The sequence below is a fragment of the Sorangium sp. So ce362 genome, from assembly GCF_051519845.1.
Taxonomy (GTDB): Bacteria; Myxococcota_A; Polyangia; order Polyangiales; family Polyangiaceae; genus Sorangium.
Map to the genome: position 1 here is coordinate 8,537,136 of NZ_CP150332.1, position 21,492 is coordinate 8,558,627.

At 67.8% G+C, this 21,492-nt stretch carries 22 protein-coding genes; 11 read left to right on the plus strand and 11 right to left on the minus strand.

Going from position 1 to position 21,492, the window contains the following annotated elements; all coding sequences use genetic code 11:
- Nucleotides 1-958: 958 nt before the first annotated feature.
- The 5 genes from WMF17_RS32865 (at nucleotide 959) to WMF17_RS32885 (ending at nucleotide 7,201) form a co-directional block, all read left to right on the plus strand.
- Nucleotides 959-1,786: an IS110 family transposase gene (locus tag WMF17_RS32865; RefSeq protein ID WP_437644945.1), complete on the plus strand. Its 828-nt coding sequence runs from the start codon at nucleotides 959-961 to the stop codon at nucleotides 1,784-1,786.
- Between the two features lie 171 nt (nucleotides 1,787-1,957).
- Nucleotides 1,958-3,478, plus strand: coding sequence for an IS21 family transposase (istA, locus tag WMF17_RS32870; protein ID WP_437644946.1), 1,521 nt, complete (start codon nucleotides 1,958-1,960; stop codon nucleotides 3,476-3,478).
- Between the two features lie 340 nt (nucleotides 3,479-3,818).
- The gene (gene istB, locus WMF17_RS32875) at nucleotides 3,819-4,556 is read left to right on the plus strand and encodes an IS21-like element helper ATPase IstB (protein ID WP_437644948.1); all 738 of its coding nucleotides are present in this window, start codon (nucleotides 3,819-3,821) and stop codon (nucleotides 4,554-4,556) included.
- A 310-nt stretch (nucleotides 4,557-4,866) separates the two neighbouring features.
- The gene (locus tag WMF17_RS32880; RefSeq protein ID WP_437644950.1) at nucleotides 4,867-5,100 is read left to right on the plus strand and encodes a hypothetical protein; all 234 of its coding nucleotides are present in this window, start codon (nucleotides 4,867-4,869) and stop codon (nucleotides 5,098-5,100) included.
- Between the two features lie 1,159 nt (nucleotides 5,101-6,259).
- Nucleotides 6,260-7,201 carry a poly(ethylene terephthalate) hydrolase family protein gene (locus tag WMF17_RS32885; RefSeq protein ID WP_437644951.1) on the plus strand — a complete coding sequence of 314 codons (942 nt, stop codon included), beginning with the start codon at nucleotides 6,260-6,262 and terminating at the stop codon, nucleotides 7,199-7,201.
- 116 nt (nucleotides 7,202-7,317) lie between these two features.
- Here the strand turns inward: WMF17_RS32885 and WMF17_RS32890 are convergent, their stop codons facing one another.
- The 3 genes from WMF17_RS32890 to WMF17_RS32900 form a co-directional block, all read right to left on the minus strand.
- A complete protein-coding gene (locus WMF17_RS32890) occupies nucleotides 7,318-7,953 on the minus strand; it encodes an IS630 family transposase (protein WP_437644953.1) in 636 nt (211 codons plus the stop codon).
- Nucleotides 7,886-8,467 (minus strand): helix-turn-helix domain-containing protein, encoded by a 582-nt coding sequence (locus WMF17_RS32895; RefSeq protein WP_437644955.1) that lies wholly within the window; start codon nucleotides 8,465-8,467, stop codon nucleotides 7,886-7,888. The genes WMF17_RS32890 and WMF17_RS32895 overlap by 68 nt, the downstream gene beginning before the upstream one ends.
- A gap of 214 nt (nucleotides 8,468-8,681) precedes the next feature.
- The gene (locus WMF17_RS32900; protein ID WP_437644956.1) at nucleotides 8,682-9,281 is read right to left on the minus strand and encodes a hypothetical protein; all 600 of its coding nucleotides are present in this window, start codon (nucleotides 9,279-9,281) and stop codon (nucleotides 8,682-8,684) included.
- Nucleotides 9,282-9,535: 254 nt separating this feature from the next.
- On the opposite strand from WMF17_RS32900, the gene WMF17_RS32905 reads away from it, so the two are divergent.
- Together WMF17_RS32905 and WMF17_RS32910 are read left to right on the plus strand one after the other, a co-directional pair.
- Nucleotides 9,536-9,787 (plus strand): addiction module protein, encoded by a 252-nt coding sequence (locus tag WMF17_RS32905; protein WP_437596397.1) that lies wholly within the window; start codon nucleotides 9,536-9,538, stop codon nucleotides 9,785-9,787.
- Between the two features lie 88 nt (nucleotides 9,788-9,875).
- On the plus strand, nucleotides 9,876-10,076 hold the full coding sequence (locus WMF17_RS32910) for a hypothetical protein (protein WP_437644958.1): 201 nt from the start codon (nucleotides 9,876-9,878) through the stop codon (nucleotides 10,074-10,076).
- A gap of 166 nt (nucleotides 10,077-10,242) precedes the next feature.
- Here WMF17_RS32910 and WMF17_RS32915 read toward each other — a convergent pair whose 3' ends face one another.
- The gene (locus tag WMF17_RS32915) at nucleotides 10,243-11,205 is read right to left on the minus strand and encodes a LysR family transcriptional regulator (protein WP_437644959.1); all 963 of its coding nucleotides are present in this window, start codon (nucleotides 11,203-11,205) and stop codon (nucleotides 10,243-10,245) included.
- Nucleotides 11,206-11,318: 113 nt separating this feature from the next.
- Between WMF17_RS32915 and WMF17_RS32920 the strand changes: the two genes are divergently transcribed.
- The gene (locus WMF17_RS32920; protein WP_437644961.1) at nucleotides 11,319-11,795 is read left to right on the plus strand and encodes a DUF4260 domain-containing protein; all 477 of its coding nucleotides are present in this window, start codon (nucleotides 11,319-11,321) and stop codon (nucleotides 11,793-11,795) included.
- Here the strand turns inward: WMF17_RS32920 and WMF17_RS32925 are convergent.
- Together WMF17_RS32925 and WMF17_RS32930 are read right to left on the minus strand one after the other, a co-directional pair.
- On the minus strand, nucleotides 11,782-11,964 hold the full coding sequence (locus WMF17_RS32925; RefSeq protein WP_437596393.1) for a hypothetical protein: 183 nt from the start codon (nucleotides 11,962-11,964) through the stop codon (nucleotides 11,782-11,784). The genes WMF17_RS32920 and WMF17_RS32925 overlap by 14 nt on opposite strands.
- Before the next feature lie 1,247 nt (nucleotides 11,965-13,211).
- On the minus strand, nucleotides 13,212-14,372 hold the full coding sequence (locus WMF17_RS32930; RefSeq protein ID WP_437644963.1) for a glycoside hydrolase family 11 protein: 1,161 nt from the start codon (nucleotides 14,370-14,372) through the stop codon (nucleotides 13,212-13,214).
- 28 nt (nucleotides 14,373-14,400) lie between these two features.
- Between WMF17_RS32930 and WMF17_RS32935 the strand changes: the two genes are divergently transcribed.
- Complete coding sequence (locus WMF17_RS32935; RefSeq protein WP_437644965.1) at nucleotides 14,401-14,613, plus strand: hypothetical protein; 213 nt, start codon at nucleotides 14,401-14,403, stop codon at nucleotides 14,611-14,613.
- A gap of 218 nt (nucleotides 14,614-14,831) precedes the next feature.
- Here the strand turns inward: WMF17_RS32935 and WMF17_RS32940 are convergent, their stop codons facing one another.
- The 4 genes from WMF17_RS32940 to WMF17_RS32955 form a co-directional block, all read right to left on the minus strand.
- Nucleotides 14,832-15,764 (minus strand): integrase core domain-containing protein, encoded by a 933-nt coding sequence (locus tag WMF17_RS32940; protein WP_437644967.1) that lies wholly within the window; start codon nucleotides 15,762-15,764, stop codon nucleotides 14,832-14,834.
- Between the two features lie 215 nt (nucleotides 15,765-15,979).
- Nucleotides 15,980-16,282, minus strand: coding sequence for a hypothetical protein (locus WMF17_RS32945; protein ID WP_437596389.1), 303 nt, complete (start codon nucleotides 16,280-16,282; stop codon nucleotides 15,980-15,982).
- A 115-nt stretch (nucleotides 16,283-16,397) separates the two neighbouring features.
- Nucleotides 16,398-16,574, minus strand: coding sequence for a hypothetical protein (locus tag WMF17_RS32950; protein WP_437596388.1), 177 nt, complete (start codon nucleotides 16,572-16,574; stop codon nucleotides 16,398-16,400).
- The gene (locus tag WMF17_RS32955; RefSeq protein WP_437596387.1) at nucleotides 16,571-17,554 is read right to left on the minus strand and encodes a DUF1552 domain-containing protein; all 984 of its coding nucleotides are present in this window, start codon (nucleotides 17,552-17,554) and stop codon (nucleotides 16,571-16,573) included. Before WMF17_RS32955 ends, WMF17_RS32950 begins: the two co-directional genes overlap by 4 nt.
- Nucleotides 17,555-18,106: 552 nt before the next feature.
- Between WMF17_RS32955 and WMF17_RS32960 the strand changes: the two genes are divergently transcribed.
- Both WMF17_RS32960 and WMF17_RS32965 read left to right on the plus strand, forming a co-directional pair.
- Nucleotides 18,107-18,988 (plus strand): hypothetical protein, encoded by an 882-nt coding sequence (locus WMF17_RS32960; protein WP_437644969.1) that lies wholly within the window; start codon nucleotides 18,107-18,109, stop codon nucleotides 18,986-18,988.
- Nucleotides 18,989-19,181: 193 nt separating this feature from the next.
- Nucleotides 19,182-19,421 carry a hypothetical protein gene (locus tag WMF17_RS32965; protein ID WP_437597195.1) on the plus strand — a complete coding sequence of 80 codons (240 nt, stop codon included), beginning with the start codon at nucleotides 19,182-19,184 and terminating at the stop codon, nucleotides 19,419-19,421.
- Here the strand turns inward: WMF17_RS32965 and WMF17_RS32970 are convergent.
- Complete coding sequence (locus tag WMF17_RS32970; RefSeq protein ID WP_437644971.1) at nucleotides 19,394-21,490, minus strand: hypothetical protein; 2,097 nt, start codon at nucleotides 21,488-21,490, stop codon at nucleotides 19,394-19,396. The two genes, WMF17_RS32965 and WMF17_RS32970, sit on opposite strands and share 28 nt — an antisense overlap.
- Nucleotides 21,491-21,492: the final 2 nt, after the last annotated feature.

Here is a 21,492-nt window from a genome sequence, read left to right on the forward strand (position 1 = left end):
AGTCGCGGGTGGGGCAACTTCTCGGGTAGCAGCGTCCGTTACAATCGTCGCGCGCTCCTTCCGGAGCTGTCGGACCCGGAGCAACGTCATGTGCTTGCCCTCCGGACTCCTCCAGTAGCGCTGCGCGCTCTCATGCCGCGCCAGCCGACGCCGGAGGTCCTTGCACACGGCCCCGCAGTACCAGTCGCCGCGGTCGCACCGCGGACAGAGGTAAAAGAGCCGAGCGCAGGCCGGATTTGCGCACTGAACCTGGCGAACGGAGTCCATCCCGCACCGAGCGGAAAGTTGGCCGAGCCGGGTGGACCGTGCGACACCACAAGGCGTCGACCGCGTCCATCCGCGAACGACCGAGGGCTCGGAGCGGCGAACTCCGGGCCCTCATTCTTTCTGCGGGCCCGAGCATGCGCCTCCTCCGCGACCTGGGCCAAGCCGGCGGTTGCGCCTGCCCTGGGCGCCGCGAGCGCCCGGAGGCGGTGACCTTCCCGCTTCCTCCGCCGATCAGCTCGTCGCCACCACCACGCCCGAAACGATCGCGGTGACCCTGGGGGGTGACGAACGACTCACCCAGCGCTCGGGCTGTCCGGAATTCCGCGGTTTGCAGCGAGCGCCAACACATGCGCCGACGGCGCCGGTCCGACCGGCGACGTGGGCGCATCTTCGCCGTCGCCTGGGGACGGTGGCACCGTGCTCGCTCGTGTCCAGGCGCATCGCCCCGCTGCGCGGGCGCCTGCGGCGGCCCGGACACGAGCTGCGCGCGGTGCCTCACGCGAACCGTGGGCGACGGCGGAGGGGCGCTCCGCTGGGGGCTCGAGCTCGGGGCAGGTGGGGCTGACTGGCCGCGAGGGTGGCGTCGAGGCGAGCGAGCCCATGACAGCGAGCCTGCGGAAGGGCTGGCGCCCTCCGTTCGTCGAGGCCAGCGCTGGTTTGCAGGTCCACGCAGCTGCGAAAGGGGGCGCCAGTGCAGAAGTATATCGGTCTGGATGTTCACGCCGCAAGCAGGACGTTTGCGGTGATTGGGGAGAGCGGCAAGCGGCAGGGGTCGCACGTGGTCGAGACGAACGGCCAAGCGCTCGTGGAGCAACTCAAGACGATCACCGGCAAGAGGCACGTGGTGTTCGAGGAAGGGACGCAAAGCAGGTGGCTCTACGAGATCCTCTCGCCGCACGCGGAGGAGATCGTGGTGGCGATGGTCTCGGAGAGCCGAGGCCAGAAGAGCGACGAGCGCGACGCGTTCCGGCTGGCCGAGCAACTGCGCACGGGAGCGATCAAGACGCGCGTGTTCAAGGAGGTGGGCGAGTACAAGACGCTGGGCGAACTGGGCCGCACCCACGCGATGATCGTGCAGGACGTGGTGCGGGTGCAGAACCGGATCAAAGCGTTGCTTCGGTCGCGCGGCGTGGCCGTGGCGGGCAAGAGCGTGTACTCGGAGCAGGGCCGCGGGGAGTTTTTGGAGAAGCTGCCCAACGCGAGCCGTGCGGCGGCGACGATGCTCTACGCGCAGTACGATGCGGTGGAAGCGGTGCGGCGGCGAGCGGAGAAGGGCCTCGTCGCCGAAGCGCACCGACACCCGATGAGCCGGGTGCTCGAGTCGTGCCCTGGGCTGGGGCCGATCCGGGTGGCGCAGATGATGCCCATCGTCGTGTCGCCGGCGCGGTTCCGGACCAAGCGGCAGTTCTGGTCGTATTGCGGCCTCGGGATCGTGATGCGCTCGACGTCGGTGCGTGCGCCGCGGCATCGTGAACGCCGAAATCGCGGCATCGTGAACACCCAGATCGCGGCATCGTGAACGCTCGTTTCGCGATGGTGAGCGCCCGTCTCGCCGCCGCGTGAACGTAGCATCACCTGACCGTCTGTTCCGGTACGACCGTCGTGCCGGGACGACGGCGAGCGACGTCTGCTGGTTCCCCGAACGCCGTCGGCCCCGCGAGGAGGTGCGATGGCGACGGAGAGGCTGGCGATGCATCAAGCACGAGAGATCCTGCGGCAGAAGTTGACGCTGAAGCGAAGCCACCGCGAGGTGGTGGCCGCGCTTGGCGTGAGCATAGGGACGGTCAGCAAGGTCGCGGGCCGGGCGATGGCGCTCGGGCTGGACTGGACGGCGATAGAGGCGCTCGACGACGAGGCGCTCGACGAGCGGCTCTTCGGGCCGCGGATCACGTCGCATGACCCGCGACCGCTGCCAGATCCGGCGTCGTTGCACGTGGAGCTGCGACGGCCAGGCGTGACGTTGCAGCTGCTTCATCTCGAGTACCTGGAGCATCATCCAGACGGCTACCGCTACACGAAGTTCTGTGACGTGTACCGCGCATGGCTCGACCAGCGTGCGCCGACGATGCGCCAGGTGCATGCCGCCGGCGACAAGATGTTCGTCGATTACGCGGGCAAGAAGCCGCACTACGTGGAGCGGGCGACCGGCGAGGTCGTCGAGGTCGAGCTGTTCGTCGCGGTCCTCGGGGCCTCGAGCTACACGTACGCAGAGGCGACGCGCACGCAAAGACTCGCCGACTTCACGGCGAGCAACGCGCGGGCGTTCACGTTCTTCGGCGGCGTGACGAACGCGGTCGTGCCCGACCAGCTCAAGAGCGCCGTCACGGTGTCGAGCCGCTACGAGCCCGGCGTACAGCGGACGTTCGCCGAGCTCGGGCGTCACTACGGCACGACGATCCTGCCGGCCCGCCCGCGATCGCCGCGCGACAAGGCAAAGGTCGAGGTCGCCGTATTGGTCGCGGAGCGATGGATCCTCGCGCGCATGCGCAACGAGCAGTTCGACTCCCTCGGCGCGCTCAACGCGCGGATCGCCGAGCTTTGCGCCGAGCTCAATCGCCGTGTGATGAGGCACTACAAGGCGAGCCGGCTCGAGCTGTTCGAGCGGCTCGACAAGCCCGCGCTCCGCCCGTTGCCGGAGGAGCCGTTCGTGCACGCCGAGTGGACGAAGACGCGGCTGAACATCGACTATCACGCGAAGGTCCGCGACCACTTCTACTCGGCGCCGTTCACGCTGGTGCACGAGGAACTCTGGGCGCGCTCGACGGCGACGACGGTGGAGCTGTTCCACAGCCGTGGGCGCGTCGCGTCGCACCTGCGCAGCGATGTTCCCGGGCGACACACGACCGATCCGCAGCACATGCCGGCATCGCACCAGAAGCACGCGGAGTGGACACCGACACGCATCCTCGGCTGGGCGAGCACCGTGGGGCCGATGACGGCCATGCTGTCGGAGGCGATCCTCGCCGAGCGCCGCCATCCCGAGCACGGCTACCGCTCGTGCCTCGGCCTGTTCCGCCTCGCGAAGCGCTTCGGCAACGAGCGCGTCGAGGCGGCGTGCGGGCGAGCGCTCGCCGTGGGGGCGCGCTCGTACAGGCACGTCGAGTCGATCCTGAAGCATGGGCTGGATCGCGCGCCCATGCTCGACAACGCGCCACGCGAAGCGCCGAGCGTCGCCCACGAGAACGTGCGCGGCAGCGACTACTACCACTGACCGGAGTGACGACATGCCGACAGGTCTCATGATCGCTTGGCTGACGACGATGCTGCTCGCCGTCACGACGTTGCCAGCAGAGGCGCATCGAGCGCAGTGGCTCGCCGCCGTGTTCGGTGGACGGTTCGACGAGCAACGGGCGATAGCTCTCTTCGAGACACTGGACGAGGACGCTGGAGCCTCGCAGCGCGGCGCGCTCGCCGACGCGGTCTCGTGCCCACGCACGTTGCCTCCGATGTCGCGCCCCCGGGAGGCACGGCGACGCGCGCGTGGGCCCCCGATCGTGGTCGGCAACGAGCGCGTGGACGTCAGACAATCCTGTTGCATATAGAGAGAATAGATGTTGAAAGAACCAACGATGGAGAAGCTCTACGCGATGCGGCTCGGCACGATGGCCGCCGCATGGTTGGAGCAGCAACAGAGTGCAGACACCGTGGCACTGTCCTTCGACGAGCGCTTCGCGATGCTCGTCGACGCTGAGTGGATGGCGCGCGAGAACAAGCGCCTGAAGCGAGCGCTCACGGAGGCGAAGCTGCGCATCGCAGAGGCTACGGTCGAGGGCATCGACTATCCACCGCGTCGAGAACTCGACAAATCCTTCATCCGGCAACTCGGGACCGGTAAATGGATCGAGGAGCACCAGGTCGTGCTCATCAGCGGCGCGACCGGAACGGGCAAGACGTACGTGTCCTGCGCGCTCGCCCAGCAAGCGTGTCGCAAGGGCTACCGCGCGGTGTACCGGCGCGCGTCCCGCCTCTTCGACGAGCTCCGCCTCGCCCGCGCCGACGGCAGCTACCCGCGCCAGCTCGCGCGTCTCGCGCGCGTCGACGTGCTCGTGATCGACGACTTCGCGATCGCGCCCGTGTCGGAGACCGAGCGGCGCGATCTGCTCGAGGTGCTCGAGGACCGGTACGCGATGCGCGCCACCGTGATCGCGAGCCAGCTCCCTCCCGAGCGCTGGCACGACTACCTCGCCGATCCGACCGTCGCCGACGCGATCTGCGACCGCGTCCTGCACGGCGCCCATCGCATCGCGCTGAACGGGCCTTCGAGGCGAAAGGAGGGCAAGCGCGGATAAGAGCGCGCGACGGACGTGAGCGCGCAACGGGGAGCGCCTCACCCACAATGGAGATGAGACACGCCGCGACGGCCGGGCGGTTGATTGTCAAGTGGAACGTGGGGTACCCTCGGACCCGTCCGGCAAGACGGGAAGGAGACACCAAGAGGGAACCAGAGGGACGTCGCTTCGCTCCGATCACGATGCCGCGTGACGGGCGTTCACGATGGCGCGGGACGAGTGTTCACGATGCGCGAAACACGCAACGTCGGACTGGATCCAGAACAAAGAAGGCGGCTGGAGGCGGGCCGAGGTACAGAAGACGCGCGGCTTGAACCTGAATCACAACCGCACGCTGAAGAACGTCTTCAAGGGCGCGGCGACGACGGTGATCACGCAGCTACCGAACGAGCCGTTGCAACAGGACTACCAGCGGCTGATCGATGCGGGCACGAAGCCGAACCTGGCGAAGCTGACGATCGCCCGCAAGATCGCCGCGATCGCTCTTTCGATGTGGAAGAGCAAGGAGAAGTACGACCTGACGAAGCATCGCAAGCAAGGCTAAAGACTCGTCTCACGTGTGGATTTATCAATCCCCAGCAGCGGTGTAATCGCCGGCGCAGCAGCTGGAGACGAGCAAGGTTCGAGGGTGAGTATCCATGCTTGTCCTGGCCCAGGCGCAGTCGACCTGAGGTCCCTCGGATAGGCTATGCCCCCTCGGAGTACCGAAAGAAGCCATGGTCAGAAGAGGCCCAGATAGAAGGATGGTTCCCGCTCCGTGCGCGAGAACAACAGGGCTTCGATCTCGTCGAGGATGCCAGCGAAAACACCCCAGAAAGGGAGCTACCGTCATCCTCCGTATTGGCCAGCGGTTCCAACGCCAATCGCGGACGCGTGACCGACCGGGAAGCGCTCAAGGCTCGCCGCGCTTGCCAGCTGAACGCGGGCAAGCCCCGTCGCAAAAGCCAGCCGAACCCGGACAAGCCACGCCGCACGTGCCGACTGGGAGCGGACGCCTCCGTTGAAGAGGACGGTCGGCGATCGGGAGGGATCTGGCTTGACACTACGTTCCATAGAAGGACAAGCAAACGCGTTCCGCAAAGCAAGATTCTCGGAGCCGTTGCTGGCTCGTGCAGTCCGACTGTACGAGTCTGTCGACAGAACGGGCCTTATGCGATCAGACAGGCCTTCCACTCGTGAACCGCCTGCGATTACCGCGACGTCGCACCAAGCGGAAGGCATCCTACCGTATAGCTGTACACTACTGGCACCAAGCGGAAGGCATCCTACCGTATAGCTGTACACTACTGGTCGACCCCATTGGCGTCAACCTCCGGCATGGGAAAGTCGGTTGGCTCGGTCAGGCTCACGAGGTGACGATACTCCCGCCGTCGGGCGCTAGAGCCGTCCGGCCGAAGTCCTCGAGTTTAGCGCGGTTTGAACAATCGCGCGGCAGCGGAACAGGTGGACTTCGTAGCGGAATCGGGTCATGTGTGCGCTCACATCGCAGCCTCCGCACAGCAGCGAGTCGTTCGGATTTTTCCGCTCCGGTAGCAGGTTGGCCTGAGGGCCGTCGTCAAGAAAGCGCGCTCGGAGCTCCGAGGTATCCCATGAGGCAACTAGCTCCTTCTGTTCTCATTCTAGTTCTTGCTTGCTCGAGCGAGTCCGCTCCCGGCGACGGCTACAGCCCAGGGGCGAGCGGTTCGAGCTCGGGTGCCGCGGGCTTGGGCGGAACCGATACCAGCTCTGGCGGCGGCGCTGACCCCGCCGGAGCGGGCGGCACGGGCGAGGCCGCTGGCAACAGCTCGGGTGGTACCACTGCGGGGTCCGCAGGCACCGGCACGAGCTCCGGAGGCAGCGACTCGGGCGCGGGCGGTAGCGGCGGCCAGGTCAATCGGCCCGAAGTGGTGCTGGCGGGTGACAATGTGAACGCTAACGGACCGCTCGAGACGACGGTTCAGGACCTCTCGTTCAGCGGCGGTGGCCACATTCTCGTCAGGCCGACGACGCTCACCACCGAGCCCAACAAGAAGCACCCGGTGGCCATTTGGGGTCCGGGCGGAGGTACCCCTCCTCGCGACTACCTACAGCTGCTGACGCGCATGGCCTCGCACGGCTTCGTCCTCGTCGGTATTCGAGAGTCGACGGGCGACGCCGTGCTCATGTCGGCGGCGATCGATTGGCTGGAGGCTCAGGACGCCGATCAGAACAGCCCCATGTACGGCCGCTTGATCCTCGACCGCGTTGGTGTGTTCGGGCACTCGATGGGCGGGCTGTCGTCGGAAGCGGCTGCTCAAACCGATAAGCGCGTCTCCACCGCGTTGCTCAACAACAGCGGCTCCTTCGAGCACAACGCCCTCGTCAATCTCAAGATCCCTGTCGGCATCATCTACGGTGAAACGGGTCAAGAGGCGCCCAACGCCGAGGGTGACTTCAACAACGCCGGCAACAAGGGGCCAGTCTGGCTCGGCAAGATGAAGGGCGGTGGTCACGGCTCGGGGCCTTGGGACGGCGCCGGAGCGAACGTTGCTTGGATGCGTTGGCACCTCGGCGGGGAGAACTCCCGCAAGGACGCGTTCCTCAAAGACGGTGGCGACTACAACAACAAGGGCGTGTGGCAGACTCAGTCCAAGAATTGGGACGAGTGGAAGAACTGGAACGAGTGACAGGCGGTACACCGAGCAGACGTTCGTGCTCGGCAGCATCACGTTTCAGGACGGGCTCGTGACATGAGCCCGGCTGGCTGCGTCTGGCGCGCCCTGTTCTTCGAGGATGTCGCAACCTAGTGTTCTGACACGATTCTGTTGAACCAGTCGGATCCGAAAATCCGCTCGGCGTCGTGGACGGTGAAGGTCCAGTTGATCTTGCGACGAGCCCGGTCCGCGGCTGCATTCCACTGCCGGACGCGTCGGCGTAGCTCGGCGAGGGTTGGGATGCGGTTGCGGCCGAGGCACTCCCTGGACACGAGGCTGGCTTCGATCTCCGCGGCGTTGAGCCAGCTCGCGTGCTTGGGCGTGTGGTGAAACGCGAAGCGCGAGGCGAGCGCACCGCCTCGCTCGGTCCCGAAGGCCTTGATGAGCGAGGCCGGGGTGTGAGTATTCAGGTTGTCGAGGATGAGGTGAATGCGGTGCGCCTGCGGGTAGGCACGGGCGATGCGTTCGGCTGCGAGGGCGAACGACGGACGCGTTCGGTCCTCGGTAGCGTGGGTGAGGTGGCGTCCGGTCTTCGGCTCCACGATGCAGAAGATGTTGGCCGTTCCCCGACGCACATACTCGTAGTCGATGCGCCTCGGCTTTCCTCGGCGCATCGGCCTGTCTGGCCTCGCGTTGTCGTGCAGGACGACGGGGCGCTCATCGAACGCCACGACCGGTTCGCTCGGGTCGTGGGGCCGAGCGTACAGCTCCAGCACGTCCTTCATCCGCTCGACGAACGGCTCGTCGATCTTCGGAACGCACCACATTTTTTTCCCGCCAGGGCTTGATGTCCTGGTCGGCGAGGGTCCTTCGTACGGTCTCTCGGCTGACCGAGCGGACGATCCTTCGCCGCTCGGCTTCGTCGGCGATCAGGGCGATGGTCCATCGCGCCCGTCCCTCGGGCGGCGGACCGCACACCATCGCGATGAGCGCAGCGGTTTGCGCACTGTCGAGGAGCTTGGAGCGGCGCCGCCGGGGCTCCTCGCTCAGGGCGTGCTCGATACCGCCCTCGAGGAAGCGGTTGGCGACGCGACGCACTTCGCGGCGGTACGTTCCTGTCGCCTCCGCCGCTTGCGTGATCGTCCAGCCCTTGTCGAGCAGACGGAGGGCCTGGATCCGCCGTGCGACCAGCATGCCGAGCGGGCCCTCCCTCTCGCGTCGGCGCAGTGCCTGCTGGTCATCCTGGCTGAGCTGGAGCCCCGTGAACCTGGCCTTCGGCTGCTTTCGTTCGTCGCCCACGCCTGCCCAGACGCACGAGCCGGGCGAAACGGATCGTCAAAACCGAGGCGCGGCACTAGCGTGGGCTCGGCGCCGCGGCCTGGCGTGAGATTCCTGGAGCTCGGCGCGACCGTCCACCTTGCTGACATCAGGCTCACGTGCGCTGTCGCGTGGGCCCGGGCGCGTCGCCGCTAACGCGCTATCGGTACCGGTTCACAGAGCCTCCCCGTCGACCCTACTCAGGAAACCGGAGCGTTTCCACGGCGATGCCGTCCTCGCCCGAGATCCTCTTGCCCTGTTCGTCCCGGCGGATGCCGCCTTTGCCCGGCGGCCCGAGCGTGCAGGTGACGCCCTCGAACGTGAGCCGGTCCTCGTCGAGGGTTGCGATGCCGATCGAGTCGCCGCCGCGCCCTGATTTTCCCCCCGCGCCCCCCTTGGACGCCGCGCCGCACGCGCCGAGCCCGCCCCTGCGGCCGCCGCCGCCGCCGCCCTGGCCCGGGATGCCCCAGCCGCCGTCGCCGGCCCAGTTCGCCTCCCAGCCGGCCTCGCTGATGCGCCCGATGCCCTGGCCGAGGGCGCCGACGGTGCCTCGCGCGTCGTAGCTCCCGTAGTCACCGTCCGTGCAGCCCACGTCGGCCCCGTCCCCGCGTCCTCGCCGTCCGTAGTTGCTGGGGTTCGGCGTCGGCGTCGTCTCGCCGTCGCGACAGTCCTCCGCGCCGTCGGGCAATTCGTCATCGCCCTTGCCGCCGACGCTCGGGAGCCCGCCCTCGCGCGGGTTCGCCACGGCAGGCCCGCCGGCCACGGTCTCCGCCGAGCACGCGTTCCCGCCAACCATCCCATCGGCGCCGTCGGGTGCACGGCTCGGCCCGGCCAAGTCCCCGCCGCCATCCCCTCCAGCCGTAGGAGGGGTGAATCCAGCTTCGGAGGATCTCGACCTCCGTGTTTGCGCGGCTCGGAGAAGCATCGGCATGCCGGTGCCATCGCCTGTTCTGGCTGCGAGCAGACCAGCCTGGCGCGGGTGCGGCGGGCCATCGAGCTGGAGGCGGCATCGCCGTGCGTGGCGGACCCGAGCCATGCTATAGTTTCCCTATGTCCACCGAGGAACTTCTCGCGCAGGTGCTGCTGTTGCCCCGCCACGAGCGGGCCCGGCTGGCAGAAGAAGTGCTCTCCAGCCTTGAGGAGCCCGACGCCGAGGAGGTCGCAGCAGCGTGGGCGGGTGAGCTGACGCGCCGAGCGCGCGAGGTCGCGGAGGGTAAGGTCCAGACGGTCGACTGGGGCACGGCGCGGGCGGAGCTCCTGAAGGAGCTCGAGGACCGGCGTGCGGGTCGAGCTTCATCCTGAGGCGCGCGCCGAGCTTCGCGCGGCGGCGATCTGATACGACGAGACGCGCCCCGGGCTGGGCGACGAGTTCATCGCCGAGGTCTCGTCGATGCTCGATCGGATCGGAGAGGCCCCGACATCTTTTCAGATCTGGCCAGGGACTTCTCCTGCACCACAGAGCATTCGCAGAGCGATCGTCGATTGTTTTCCGTACGTCATTGCGTTCGAGGTGCACCCCGAGCACACGCTCGTGCTCGCCATCGCGCATGCAAAGCGGCGTCCGCTGTACTGGCTCACTCGTGCCTTGTGAATGGCCCGCCCAATACGGCAATGCACCCGACGTCGCTTCTCGCTGCACGTGACTCTCAAGGCGTTGCGCGGACGCGGGCGAGCTCCACGCCAGCGAGGCGGGCGCAGTGTCAACGTGGGCCAGGTGGGAGACCCCACCTCGGTCGTCCTGAAGGGGCCCTCGCCGCTCAGCCCGAGCTGGGCCTCCCCCGCGTGCCCGGCGGCCGGGCCTTCGCCGCCACGGGCCGTGTTTCGCGTGCCTGGGTCGCGTAGGCACCCAGCTGCGCGACGAGGTGCTCGAAGACGAGGCGGACGCGGCGCACGGCGCGCAGATCCTCGTGCATGACGACCCACGCGTCCAGGTGGAAGGCGAGCGCGGGCAGCACGCGCACGAGCGGCACCGGCCGCCGGCTGAGCGGGAGCTGGCACACCCCGATGCCGAGGCCGGCGCGCACCGCGGCGAGCTTCGCGATGTCGCTGTCGCTGCGGAACGCATAATCGCGCGGCGTGGTGGCGAGCCCGGCGGCGGCCATCGCGTCGATCATGGCGCGGGAGCCGTCGGCGCCGATGAGGGCGTGGTCCGGCACGAGCCCCGCGAGCGACGTCGGGGCACCGCGCGTGGCGAGGTACGCCTTGGTGGCGAAGAGGCCGAGCTCGACGCGCCCGGCGCAGCGCCTCACCAGGCCGGCCTGCGTCGGCTCCGCCATGCGCACGGCGACATCGGCGTCGCGGCGCAGGAGATCCTCGGTGCGATTCGTGGCGACGAGCTCGATCTGAAGGCGCGGATGAGCAACGAGGAGCGCGGCGAGCATCGGGGGAAGCACCTCGGCGCCGACGACCTCGCTGCACGTGACGCGCACGGTGCCGCGGTCGGCACCGGTGGGGCTCGACACGGCGCGCACGAGGGCGCGCGCGCTCGCGGCGATGGACTCGGCGTAGGGCAGCGTGGCAAGCGCGAGCTCGGTCGGCACCAGGCCGTTCGGCGCGCGGGTGAAAAGCACGACGCCGAGCTGCGACTCGAGCTGCTCGATCTGACGGCGCACGGTGGGCTGCGCGACGTCGAGGGCACGCGCGGCGGCGGAGAGGCTGCCGGTGCGCATGACGGCAAGGAAGGCACCGTAGAGGTCCCACGAGGGCTCGGCTGGGCTCATCAAAAGATGATGAGCGGATGGACGCATTTGTACAATGTTCATGAGCACCCGCAGCGACCATGCTCTCCACGTCGCCGGCACCCGCGCCGGTACGCACGACGAGGAGAACGACCATGACCACCGCCGCGACGCTCCCTGCGCTCGACCTTGCTCCCTCTACCCGCCGCCCCGCGCCGCAGCCCACCTGCGAGGTCTCGGCGGGCGGGGCCAAGGGCATGCCGCGCGCGCTCCTGCGCCTCGAGGGCGCGCTCGTGCTCGGAGCAGCGCTGTTCGCCTACGGGCACCTGGGCGGGAGCTGGGGATGGTTCGCGGCGCTGTTCCTCCTGCCCGACCTGTCGCTGCTCGGCTACCTTGCGGGCCCGCGGGTGGGCGCGGTGGCCTACAACGCGGGGCACAGCCATCTGGCTCCGGCGCTGCTCGCGGTCGCGTCGGTCGCGCTTGGCTCGCCGGCGCTGCTGCTCGGCGCGGCGATCTGGGTCGGGCACATCGGCTTCGACCGGATGCTGGGCTATGGGCTCAAGTACGGGACGGCGTTCGGCGACACGCACCTCGGCCGCGTGGGCTCGAAGCGCTCTGTCAAGCAACGATGATGACAACGGTCGCGACCTGAAGACGGCTGCTGAAGTAACAGAGTGGACGGCAGCCCGGCTCGACAACTTCACCGAGGACCTCGAAATTCTGCGAGAGCTTCGGATCGAGCCGCATCACCTGATCGAGATGGTCCGCGCCGCAGACGGCGCTGGTGTCTATCTCTTGCACCCTCTTGCACCCGCAGTGCCCGGTGGGTGAGTTCGAACAGTGGATCAGAAATCTGTGAGAGCACTCGGACAGTGAAGAATGGCCGCGCGCTCGTCGCGCAACCCAACGCCATCGTGACGGTCCGTGCGGCGCCGGTTACCAGTTCCCATCGCGACGAAGGAGCGAGCGATGGCGACGAGAGTGGCGTGGGGCGAGCGGGGGACCGATGGGAGCGGAGCTGGCTGAGTGCCGAGCAGTTCGCGCGGCGCGCACGGGCGTCTGATGGCTGACCCCGCCCTGCCGCGCCAGGGTGGCGTGCTGCCCGGGTCGAGCCGGAGGGCGAAAGTGTGAGGCTGCGCATCGTCACGATCGCCGCATGGGGCTTTGGCGGTCCGGCGAACGATGCCGTGCCGATCGCCGCCGACGGTACCCGCCTCGGGGCGACGCGCTCGCCGGCGTCAAGGTGCGCGGCGCGCGGCACGGGTTCGAGGGCGGCACGAGCGCGCCGCGCTGGATGCGCCCCGAACGCCGCCCGCCGCCCGGACCCCACGCCCCTTCGCGCCTCGCTGCCGGAACCGTGCTGGACCCCCCGCGGCGCCCGGCGGGCGAGCATATAACTTGCTCGCCCCGTGCGTGGATGGGATCCTCGACACCTGCTTATCGCCAGCCCGGCTAGCCTGATCCCGCATCGGAGGTCCGGCCCGCCCACGGCGCGTTAGCCAGCATCAATGATGGTATCATGAAGGGAACCGGCACCTCGGCCACAGCGATCCTGAATATCGATCCGTCCTCCTCGAGGCGTGGGGACACCCGAGCGGGAGGCGGCTGGCGCGGCCGGGCGGTGCTGCGCGCGGCCGCCGCCGGGACGGCCCTCCTCGCGCTCGCGGCGCTCATCGCCGGATGTCCGTTGTGCAACGGCACGGACGTCGGTTGCGAGGAGGGCGTCCAGATCTCGGGGCCTATCGGGCTCGCCGCGAATGCGTCGGCGCACATCGAGGTCCGGGCGTGCTGGAACGGGCGCTGCGGAGAAGCGACGCTCAGCTCGGATCCGGGTGATTTGCCGAGCTCGCCGAGCCCTATACCCTCTTCCGCCTCCGCGCGTCGTGCACCCCTGGCCCGATCGAAGATTCGCTGGCCCGTAGACCGGCGGTGGGAGCCCGGTGCGGGAAATCTGCACGCCGGGCTCTGTCCGGGGGGCGACCCGAAAGGGTCGTCCCTACCGGGACTGAGGGCCCCGGGCGGGTAACCGCCCGGGGCTACCCGACCGATTAGGGCGTCTCGTTCCAAACGCGACCAGCTGCAGTTCCATTGCTGCCGGGGTTGAACACCTCGACGGCCATGACCTGATAGGTGGGATCGTCGCTCGCGTCCAGATTGTTCATGTTCGGAATGATCCAGCCGGTGTCGGCCCATGCCTTCACGTGATCGGCGAATATGATTTTGTGGTCCTGTCCGAGGGCCTGCTGCCGAGCAGGCTTGCTCCAGTACTGGTAGAAAGTGGAGCGACCATTGATAGAGGGCTGCTGCTGCCGCGTTGAGCGGTAAGTGGAATACTCAACACCATTGCTCACGAAGCTCTTGCCAGCGGTGGCACCCTGGCTGGGATCATAACTCCATCGTTGCAGGATGTAATACTCCACCAGGTGTGCCGCGTTTGAAGTGGGCATACTCTTGTCGTACCCCCAGCCGTACAACGTGATATAGCTCGCGCCGCTGTCGCTGTTGAAGCGGTAGCCGATCACCCGGTTCTCATCTCCGTAATGCCATCCTGGACCACCGACATAGTTGTAGCCACCGCCCTGCCAGGTCACGCTGAATTCGCCATTCGGGTCCACGGTCAAAGATGTCGAACCGCCATCTTTCCAGTGGGTGAAGAAGAAATCACCAACGTGGCCCGTTGCGTGATTTGAAGTAATCACTGTTTTGTCAGTGTATCTCTGAGTGTAGGCTGAGAACTTGGACAGGTCGGGGACGGGTGTGACCGTTGTGTCCAATTCTCCATCGTTGGAAAAAATAGCGAATCCTGCGATGGTGGGGTTCTCTACGCCCTTAATCAGCTCAATAGTGACGCTGCCGTCATTCACCGCAATATCCGCGAAGGTCTCCGTGTAGCCCACGTCATGACCAACTTCGGCATAAAGATCCAAATTGCTAATGACGGTCTTGCCTTCGATTGCAACGCTAAAGCTGCGTGAGCCAGCGCTGTTTTGAGCAATTTCCGCAAAGTGCAATTTTACGGTGAAGTTGCCGTTGGCGGTAACCGGGACTTCATAACTGAATGAGCCATGCCGCTCTGTTTGATAGAGCGGCCCACCAACGACAGCGTCTTGCGTGCTATTGGTCGAGCCGCCGCGAGCGTATTTGTCCGCCTGGTACTCTACGCCATCAATCGTTGCGCTCGAATTGCTACCGGAGTTGATGGCGACCACCAATGCGAGATCGCCACTAGAAGAACCGGTGCTGCTCGAAGACGAGCTGGAGCTGCTCGAAGATGAGCTGGCGCTGCTCGAAGATGAGCTGGCGCTGGAGCTGGAGCTGGAGCTGGAGCTGGAGGATGAAGAGCTGCTAGAAGACGATGAGCTGCTCGAGGTGTCTGCGGTATTGTTGTCACCGCCACAGCCTGCTAGCGCGACTGACGCGAACGCCAGTGCGAACCAACGATATAATTGATTCTGCTTCAAATTTTTCATAGATGTTTTCCAGATTGCTTGCTGACGATATGTGGTCATATGATGCTTCACGGCTTATGCCTTGACCCATTCTCTGGCAAAAATTGTGTCCTGGGCCATGCTCTCTCTGGAAGATTATGCGGTCCTTCGACTGAATCTATGCGCCATGGAGCGTCCGCGGAAGTTGCCAACAGGTTTGAGGCAGGCCGGACGAGAATCCTATGCGTGGATCGCGTTGAGAGGCGCGCTCCGGCTCTGGGATGTGAGCGGTTGAGGTCGCGCCGCTGCGGAGGGCGTGGCGCCAGGCTCGGGCGCGTCGCTGGTCGTACCCGTGTGCGTCGACGCCGCGGCCTCTCCGGCGTCGTCTACGGACAGCGGGTTGATGGCTGCCGCGGCAGGCGGCCTGCGTACGACGGGCGGACCGTTCGGGAAGCGCTCAGGATGCGCGGCGTAGGCCGCATCGAGGGCGACCTGCCGACGGGCCGCGATACCTTCGACGCGGCCGTAGAATACATCAGCAGGTGTGAAGAGCGCAAGGCCAGCATGCTGATGAAGGTCGTTGTACCAGCCGAAGAACTCCTGGCACCACGCTCGTGCATGAGTCAGCGATGCAAAGCGCTCCGGATGGTCGGGCTGGTACTTGAGCGTCTTGAGCTGCGCCTCGGAGAACGCGTTGTCATCGCTGACGTGAGGCCGGCTGAAGGTACGACCGACGCCGATGGAGCCGAGGAGCTGGGCGAGCCCCTCCGACCTCATCGCGGAGCCGCGGTCGGCGTGCACCGTGAGCGAGCCGGGCTCGACGCCGTGGCGGGCGACGGTCTCCGCGAAGAGCTGCTCGGCGAGCTGCGCGCTCTCGCCGGACACCGCGAGCAACCGGTACATCGTGCGGGTGGAGGCGAGGCGCTTCTCGAGCTCGGCGATGCGCCGGTCCTTCGCGTCCTGCTTCGGCTTGCGGCCGGGCTTGCGCCCCGCGAGAGCCTCGCTGCCGTGGAGGGCGGGCTGCTTGCGCCAGGCCGTCAGGAGGGAGCCGTAGATGCCCTCGCGGGGCAGCAGCGGCTCGATGTCCCCGCGCTGGGGGCACGCGGCCGCCTCGCGAACGATGCGCAGCTCCTCCGCCGCCGAGAACTTCCGCCGCTTGCCCGGCGTCGGCACGGTCTCGACGGCAACGCCACTCGGGCGGGAAGCCGTGCCCTGCGCCGCTGGGGCTGGGGTAGGGTCGACGGATCGGAGGTGGGAAGGCTTCAGCACGGGTCAGGTCCATTCTCCGCCGTCTCACCACAGATTTCCAGGGGCAGCTTGTCTCACCCGACCTTGGCACAGAGAGAGCGGAAAATGCCACCAGGCTTGAGACAGGCCGGACGAGAATCCTATGCGTGGATCGCGCGGAGAGGCGCGTTCCGGCTCTGGGACGTGAGCGGCAGAGGTCGCGCCGCGGCGGGCGTGGCGCCGGGCTCGGGCGCGTCGCTGGTCGTACCCGTGTGCGTCGACGCCGGATAGTCGGGCTGGCACTTGAGCGTCTTGAGCTGCGCCTCGGAGAACGCGTTGTCGTCGCTGAGGACTTGTGGTGCGACCCCGCCCGCGGCCTCGACAAGAGCGTCGTGCGTGGGCTCGGCGCCTGCGGCTGGGGGGCGCGCCAAGCAGAACGTGATCGCCATCGGCATGACCGGCACGGGCAAGAGCTACGTCGGCGCCGCGCTCGCCGAGGCCGCTTGCCGCCACGCCGGAGCACCGGGCCGCCGCGGCGCGTTCATGACCCGGGCGCGACAGGCTCGGGAACGAGACCGCTCAGGAGCTCGCCCTGAGCGCGGCGAACTCGCCTGGATCGTGGATGGTGGGGGGATTGATCCCGCCACCGATGAAGTCTTCCGTCCGGTCGTACATGCCGAAGTGGGTCACCGGCTCCGAACCGCCCCGTGCCGGGAAACCATCCGCGCCTGCCTTGACCCCGAGGGCGTTCATCAAGCTGCAGAAGTACTTGTTGATCGGCGCGTTGGCGAGCGACGGATCGGTCCCCGTTTCTTGGGACATCCCGTCGACCTCGTTCGGAGTGCCGTCGGCACACGTGATCTCGCTAGCCTGTCGTCGACGCTCGGGACCGTGCTCGCCAGGTCGATGTTTTCCGGCGTCACACCGAGCGCCGTGGCGAGGGACGTGTCGCACTGCGCAGAAGCCACAACGTTTCCTGTCGAGTGGAGGAGCTCCTTCCAGGCTGCGAGCTTCTGCTTGTCGGCTCGGCTCATGTCGAACCGCTCGAGCGTCTGAAGATCATCCTTCACGAGGTCGAGGATGCTCTTGCCGCGCATCGCCGCGTAGGTGTCCGGAGACGGCGGCTCCCCCGCCTCGAAGATGCCCGTGAGGCTGCTGAAGGCCTGCGACGCGTTCAGGCCCTTGAAGAGGGTCACGGCGGCGGAGTAGGAGAACGCTGACTGGGCGTTATCCGTCTGACCCGTCGTGTTCAAGAGCAACGGAGTGCCTTGCGGGCTGAGCTGTCGTGCGATGACGTGGTCCAGCGAGGGACCGGTCGGCATGGCCTTGAACTTCGTCTCCTCGACGAAGCTGAACGGGTCGTCGCTGTTGGGAGTGACCGGGTGGCAAGTGAAGTACGACCCGTTCACCTGCGTGTGGCGATCGTTCCCTTGCCCCCGCGCCAGCGTCGCCGTCCACTCGTTCATCGCGCGGATGCCTCGGGGCATGAGGAGCTTGTCGACGTACGGCGCCAGGTGCTTGAGCGTCGTCGACTCGAGGTCCGCGGCGGTGAGCGGTCCGTGCGACTTCTTCGGGAACCACCGCGTCGTGATGCAGCCATAGTGCGTGTACATCACGATCAGCCGCTTCGGTGGCGTGGCCGGCTGAGCCATCACGGTGCGGTCGGAGATCGAGCCGAGGAACGGCGCCGCGACACAAGCTCCGCCCAGCCCCCGGAGGAAAATTCTTCGGTTCATGCGCTTCAACATGGTCGCAATTCTCCTGCCTCAATGGAGGTAAACGCCCAGCTGCCACTCGGAACGCCCTCGGATGCCCGGGGTTGCCACCGCTCCATCATCCATAGAATGCCCACGGGCCCGTGAACGTATTTGTATTTCGTTCGGCCGGGCGTCCGTCGAGCGGAAAGGTGCCCCGCCGAGCACGGCTCGACGCGGCAACTCGGCACGTCGCGGCAGTCCTCGAGAGCGATCGAGGCGGTGGCGCTGACGCTCCGAAGCGACCGATGAACGACCGCGAGACGCGCCCGCAGCCGCCGGCCCCGCCCGAGCCTCCCCCGACGCCTCTCCTGCTCGCCGCGCCGCACGCGCCGTGCCCTCCCCTGCGGCCGCCGCCTCCGCCGCCGCCCTGGCCCGGCGTGCCCCAGCCGCCGTCGCCGGCCCGGTCCGCTTCCCAGCCGGCGTCGCTGGCCGCCTGCGTCCGCCATGGCGCCGCCACCCCCTGAGCTGGAGATCTGCTCGCATTTTCCCGGCGTTTCGTGCCGGCATGGGGGGTGCTGAAGGCCGAGCGTCATGCCGACGCTCGAGCACAACGCCCTCGTCGAGATGTTCCGCGAGCACCCGGAGCTCGCGCCCCGCTGGCTCGCGACGCTCCTCCACGTCGAGGTGCCGCCGCACGCCGCGGTCGCGGTTGTCGAGTCGTCGCTCGACCAGCTCCTCCCGGTGGAGTTCCGCGCCGATCTGGTGCTCGAGCTTCGAGACGAGAACGACGCGCTGGTGCTGGCGATCGTCATCGAGGTGCAGCGCGACGTGGACCCGGACAAGAAGTTCTCGTGGCCGTCGTACGTCGCGGTCGTGCGCGCCAGGAAGCGCTGCGGCACGATCGTCCTGGTGGTCGCGCCGGACGCCGGCGTGGCTGCCTGGGCCGCGGAGAACATCGATCTCGGCCTGGGTCGCGGCAACGTCGAGCCGCTGGTGCTCGGTCCGTCGGTGGTCCCCGAGATCATCGACCCGGCCGACGCGGAGAAGGAGACGGAGCTCGCCGTGCTGTCGGCGGTGGCGCACGGCAACGGGCCGAGCGGGCTCACCGTGGTCCAGGCGGCGCTCGCCGGCCTCGGCCGGCTCGACCAGGCGCACGCGATGGTCTATTTTCAGCTCATCTGGAACGGGTTGCGTGAGCCCATGAGGCAGGCTCTGGAGGCATTGGTCATGGAACGGCAGATCGAGGGCGAGGCGACGTTTCCTCCGTTCGTGCAGAAGCTCGTCGATCGCGGCAAGCTCGAGGGCATCCGTGAGGGCAAGAGGGACACGCTGCTGCGGCTGCTTGCGCGTGCAGGGATCGTGCTCACCGAGGACGAGAGCGCGCGCATCCAGGCATGCACGGACGTCGCGACCCTCGACCGCTGGATCGAGAACGTCCTCGGGGCGAAGACGGCCACCGAAGTGCTCTCCTGACGGGATACGCCCTGTCAACCGGAACGCCCCACGTCATCGAGTCAACGAACGCCAGGCCGCTGCACGGATCCCCGCTCGTGGGACAGGGCTGAAACCCGGGGCCGCCGCCGCTGCTGCTCGCGCGGAAGGTGCTGCCCGAGCTACCCTGACCGCCGTTGATTGTGATCGTTCACATGGCGGCATTAATCGAACAATGATCGGCGCGCGGCTCTCCTCGATCCCGCCGGGGGCGCAGCGGCGGCCGGCCGCGGCATCCGTGTGGGCTGCAATTACGACCTCGGCTCGTGCGCGCTCGAGCAAGGTCGACCTGGATGGGATCGTCAAGGCCCGCGATCTGGATGTCCGGGTCGACCAGGGGGAGAAGGAAGCGCGCCGGGATGCCCGCGCCGCCGAGCGGCCCGGATCTCAGTACGCCATGCGCACCAGAAAGTAGCTCGTCCCGTCGATCGACTCGATCACGCCGTCGAGGTCGAGCTGGTTGGTCGCGGTGAGCGTCGCATAGACGAACCCTCCGGCGCGGGCCCCGACGCGCGAGAGGCTGAACGCCGGCCCGGGCGACCTCGCCCAGCGCGTCGCGCCGACCTCGCGCATCACGTAGAAATTACCCGTGGCGCTTCCCCCGTAGGGAGGCTGCGGCCCGAGGCCGAAATCAGTGGTCCCCGCGCGCGCGAACATGGCGAAGATCGCGTCTCCGCCGATGGGCGCGGACGTCCGGTCCGTATAGGTGAGCCCCGTGGGCGCCGCGTCCTCGACGAGGGTCGAGCCGTCGGCGAGGGACACCCGAAGAAAGCCGTCGATCGTCACGACCCCGATGAAGCCTCCCCCGACCGACAGGGCGTAGGCTTCGTACTCGGGGCCCGGCCGCGTCGACCACTGGCAATTCCCCGCGGCGTCGTAGCGGGCCAGCACGAGATCCCGGTTGCCGGCCGACAGGGGAGGCACCGGACCGCACCCTAGATCAACCTCCCATGCCTCGGTGATCGCGAGCACGACGCCGCCGTCGGGCACGGCCGCGAGGGCGACCGATGACGGGGTCCCGGTGTTCGCTCTATCCCAGGCGACGGCCCCGGAAGGGTCGTACTTGATGACGTGCGCGTTCGAATAGAAACCGTTCGCGTAGAAGACGCTCCCGTCGACGCCGGCGGCGATCGCGTGCGGAGCGTTCTTGTCCTCGAAGGCGTGGAGCCTGGGCGCGTCCACCGCGTAGAGCAGCGCGCCGCTCGGATCGACCGAATAGATGACGCGGAACGTCTCCCTCCCCGCGGTGTGGATCGGGCTCTGGCCGAACGCGGCGGCTGACATCTCGAAGACGGGGACCGTGAGGGCGATGTGCCCGTTCGCGCCCGCGACGAGCTGATACGAGAACGACGTGGTGAAGGGGATCTCGTTGCCGTAGGCCTCTTTCCCCCACAGAAAGGAGCCGTCCGGCCCGAAGCGCGCCACGAGGATCTGCGGGTACGACGCGGGATTGACCGGTTCGTAGCCGGCGACGGCGGCCTGCTGGCGGTTCATGAGGACCACGGCGCTGCCGCCCCCGTCGACCGCGAGCTTCAGCCCGCTCCGCGGGAGAGACAGCTTCCAGAGCGTCTCGCCGGCATCGGAGGAGCAGCTCTCGTCGGGGAGCGACGCGGCATTCTCGGGCATCGGTGGCTGCTCGCCGGCGCAGGGCCCCCAGCCGTCGCCCGCCGGAAGGCAGGTCCGGACGCCCTCTTTGCAGATGCCGACGCCCGCGGTGCCCGGCGGGCCGCCGTAGCAGGCCTCGGTCGCGCCCGGCACGCACGAGCACGCCGACGACGCCTCGTTGACCTGGCCGTTGCAGTTCTCGTCCTCGGGCGTGGTGCAATCCTCGGCCGCGGGCACGACCTCGCCCGCACAAGGGCCGAAGCCGGTCCCCGAGGGGAGGCACGCGCGCTCGCCAGCTTTGCACGCGCCGACGCCCTGGGTGCCGGTCGGGCCGCTGTAGCAGGCCTCCTTGGTGGACGGCGCGCAGACACACCCCGAGGCGGGCTCATTGACCTCGCCGTCACAATTCTCGTCCTCGACCGTTGCGCAATCGTCCTGGGGCGCCGGGGTGACTTCGCCCACGCAATCGCCGAAGGATTGGCCCGAGGGCAAGCACGCCGCGCTGCCCGCCTTGCAGACGCCAACGCCCTGCGTGCCCGCCGGCCCGGTATAACACGCCGTCACCTGGCCCGGCTCGCAGGCGCACCCGTCGTTGGCCAGGCCGTTGCAATCGTCGTCCTCGGGCGTGCTGCAGCTTTCGAGCTCGGGCTTGATCTCGCCCGCGCAGGTCTCTTCAAAGCCCGACCCGTCGGCAAGGCACGCCCTGGTCCCGGCGCGGCAGATCCCGACCCCCGCGGTCCCGGCCGGGCCCCCGTAGCACGGCAGCGTCTCGCCGGCGGTGCAGACGGGCTCGGGCGGCGGGGGCTCGGAGCAGCTGCAACCCTCCGCCAAGGAGGCCAGCAGAACGAAGACGAGAAGAGGACCATAAGGGCGCCGCATCG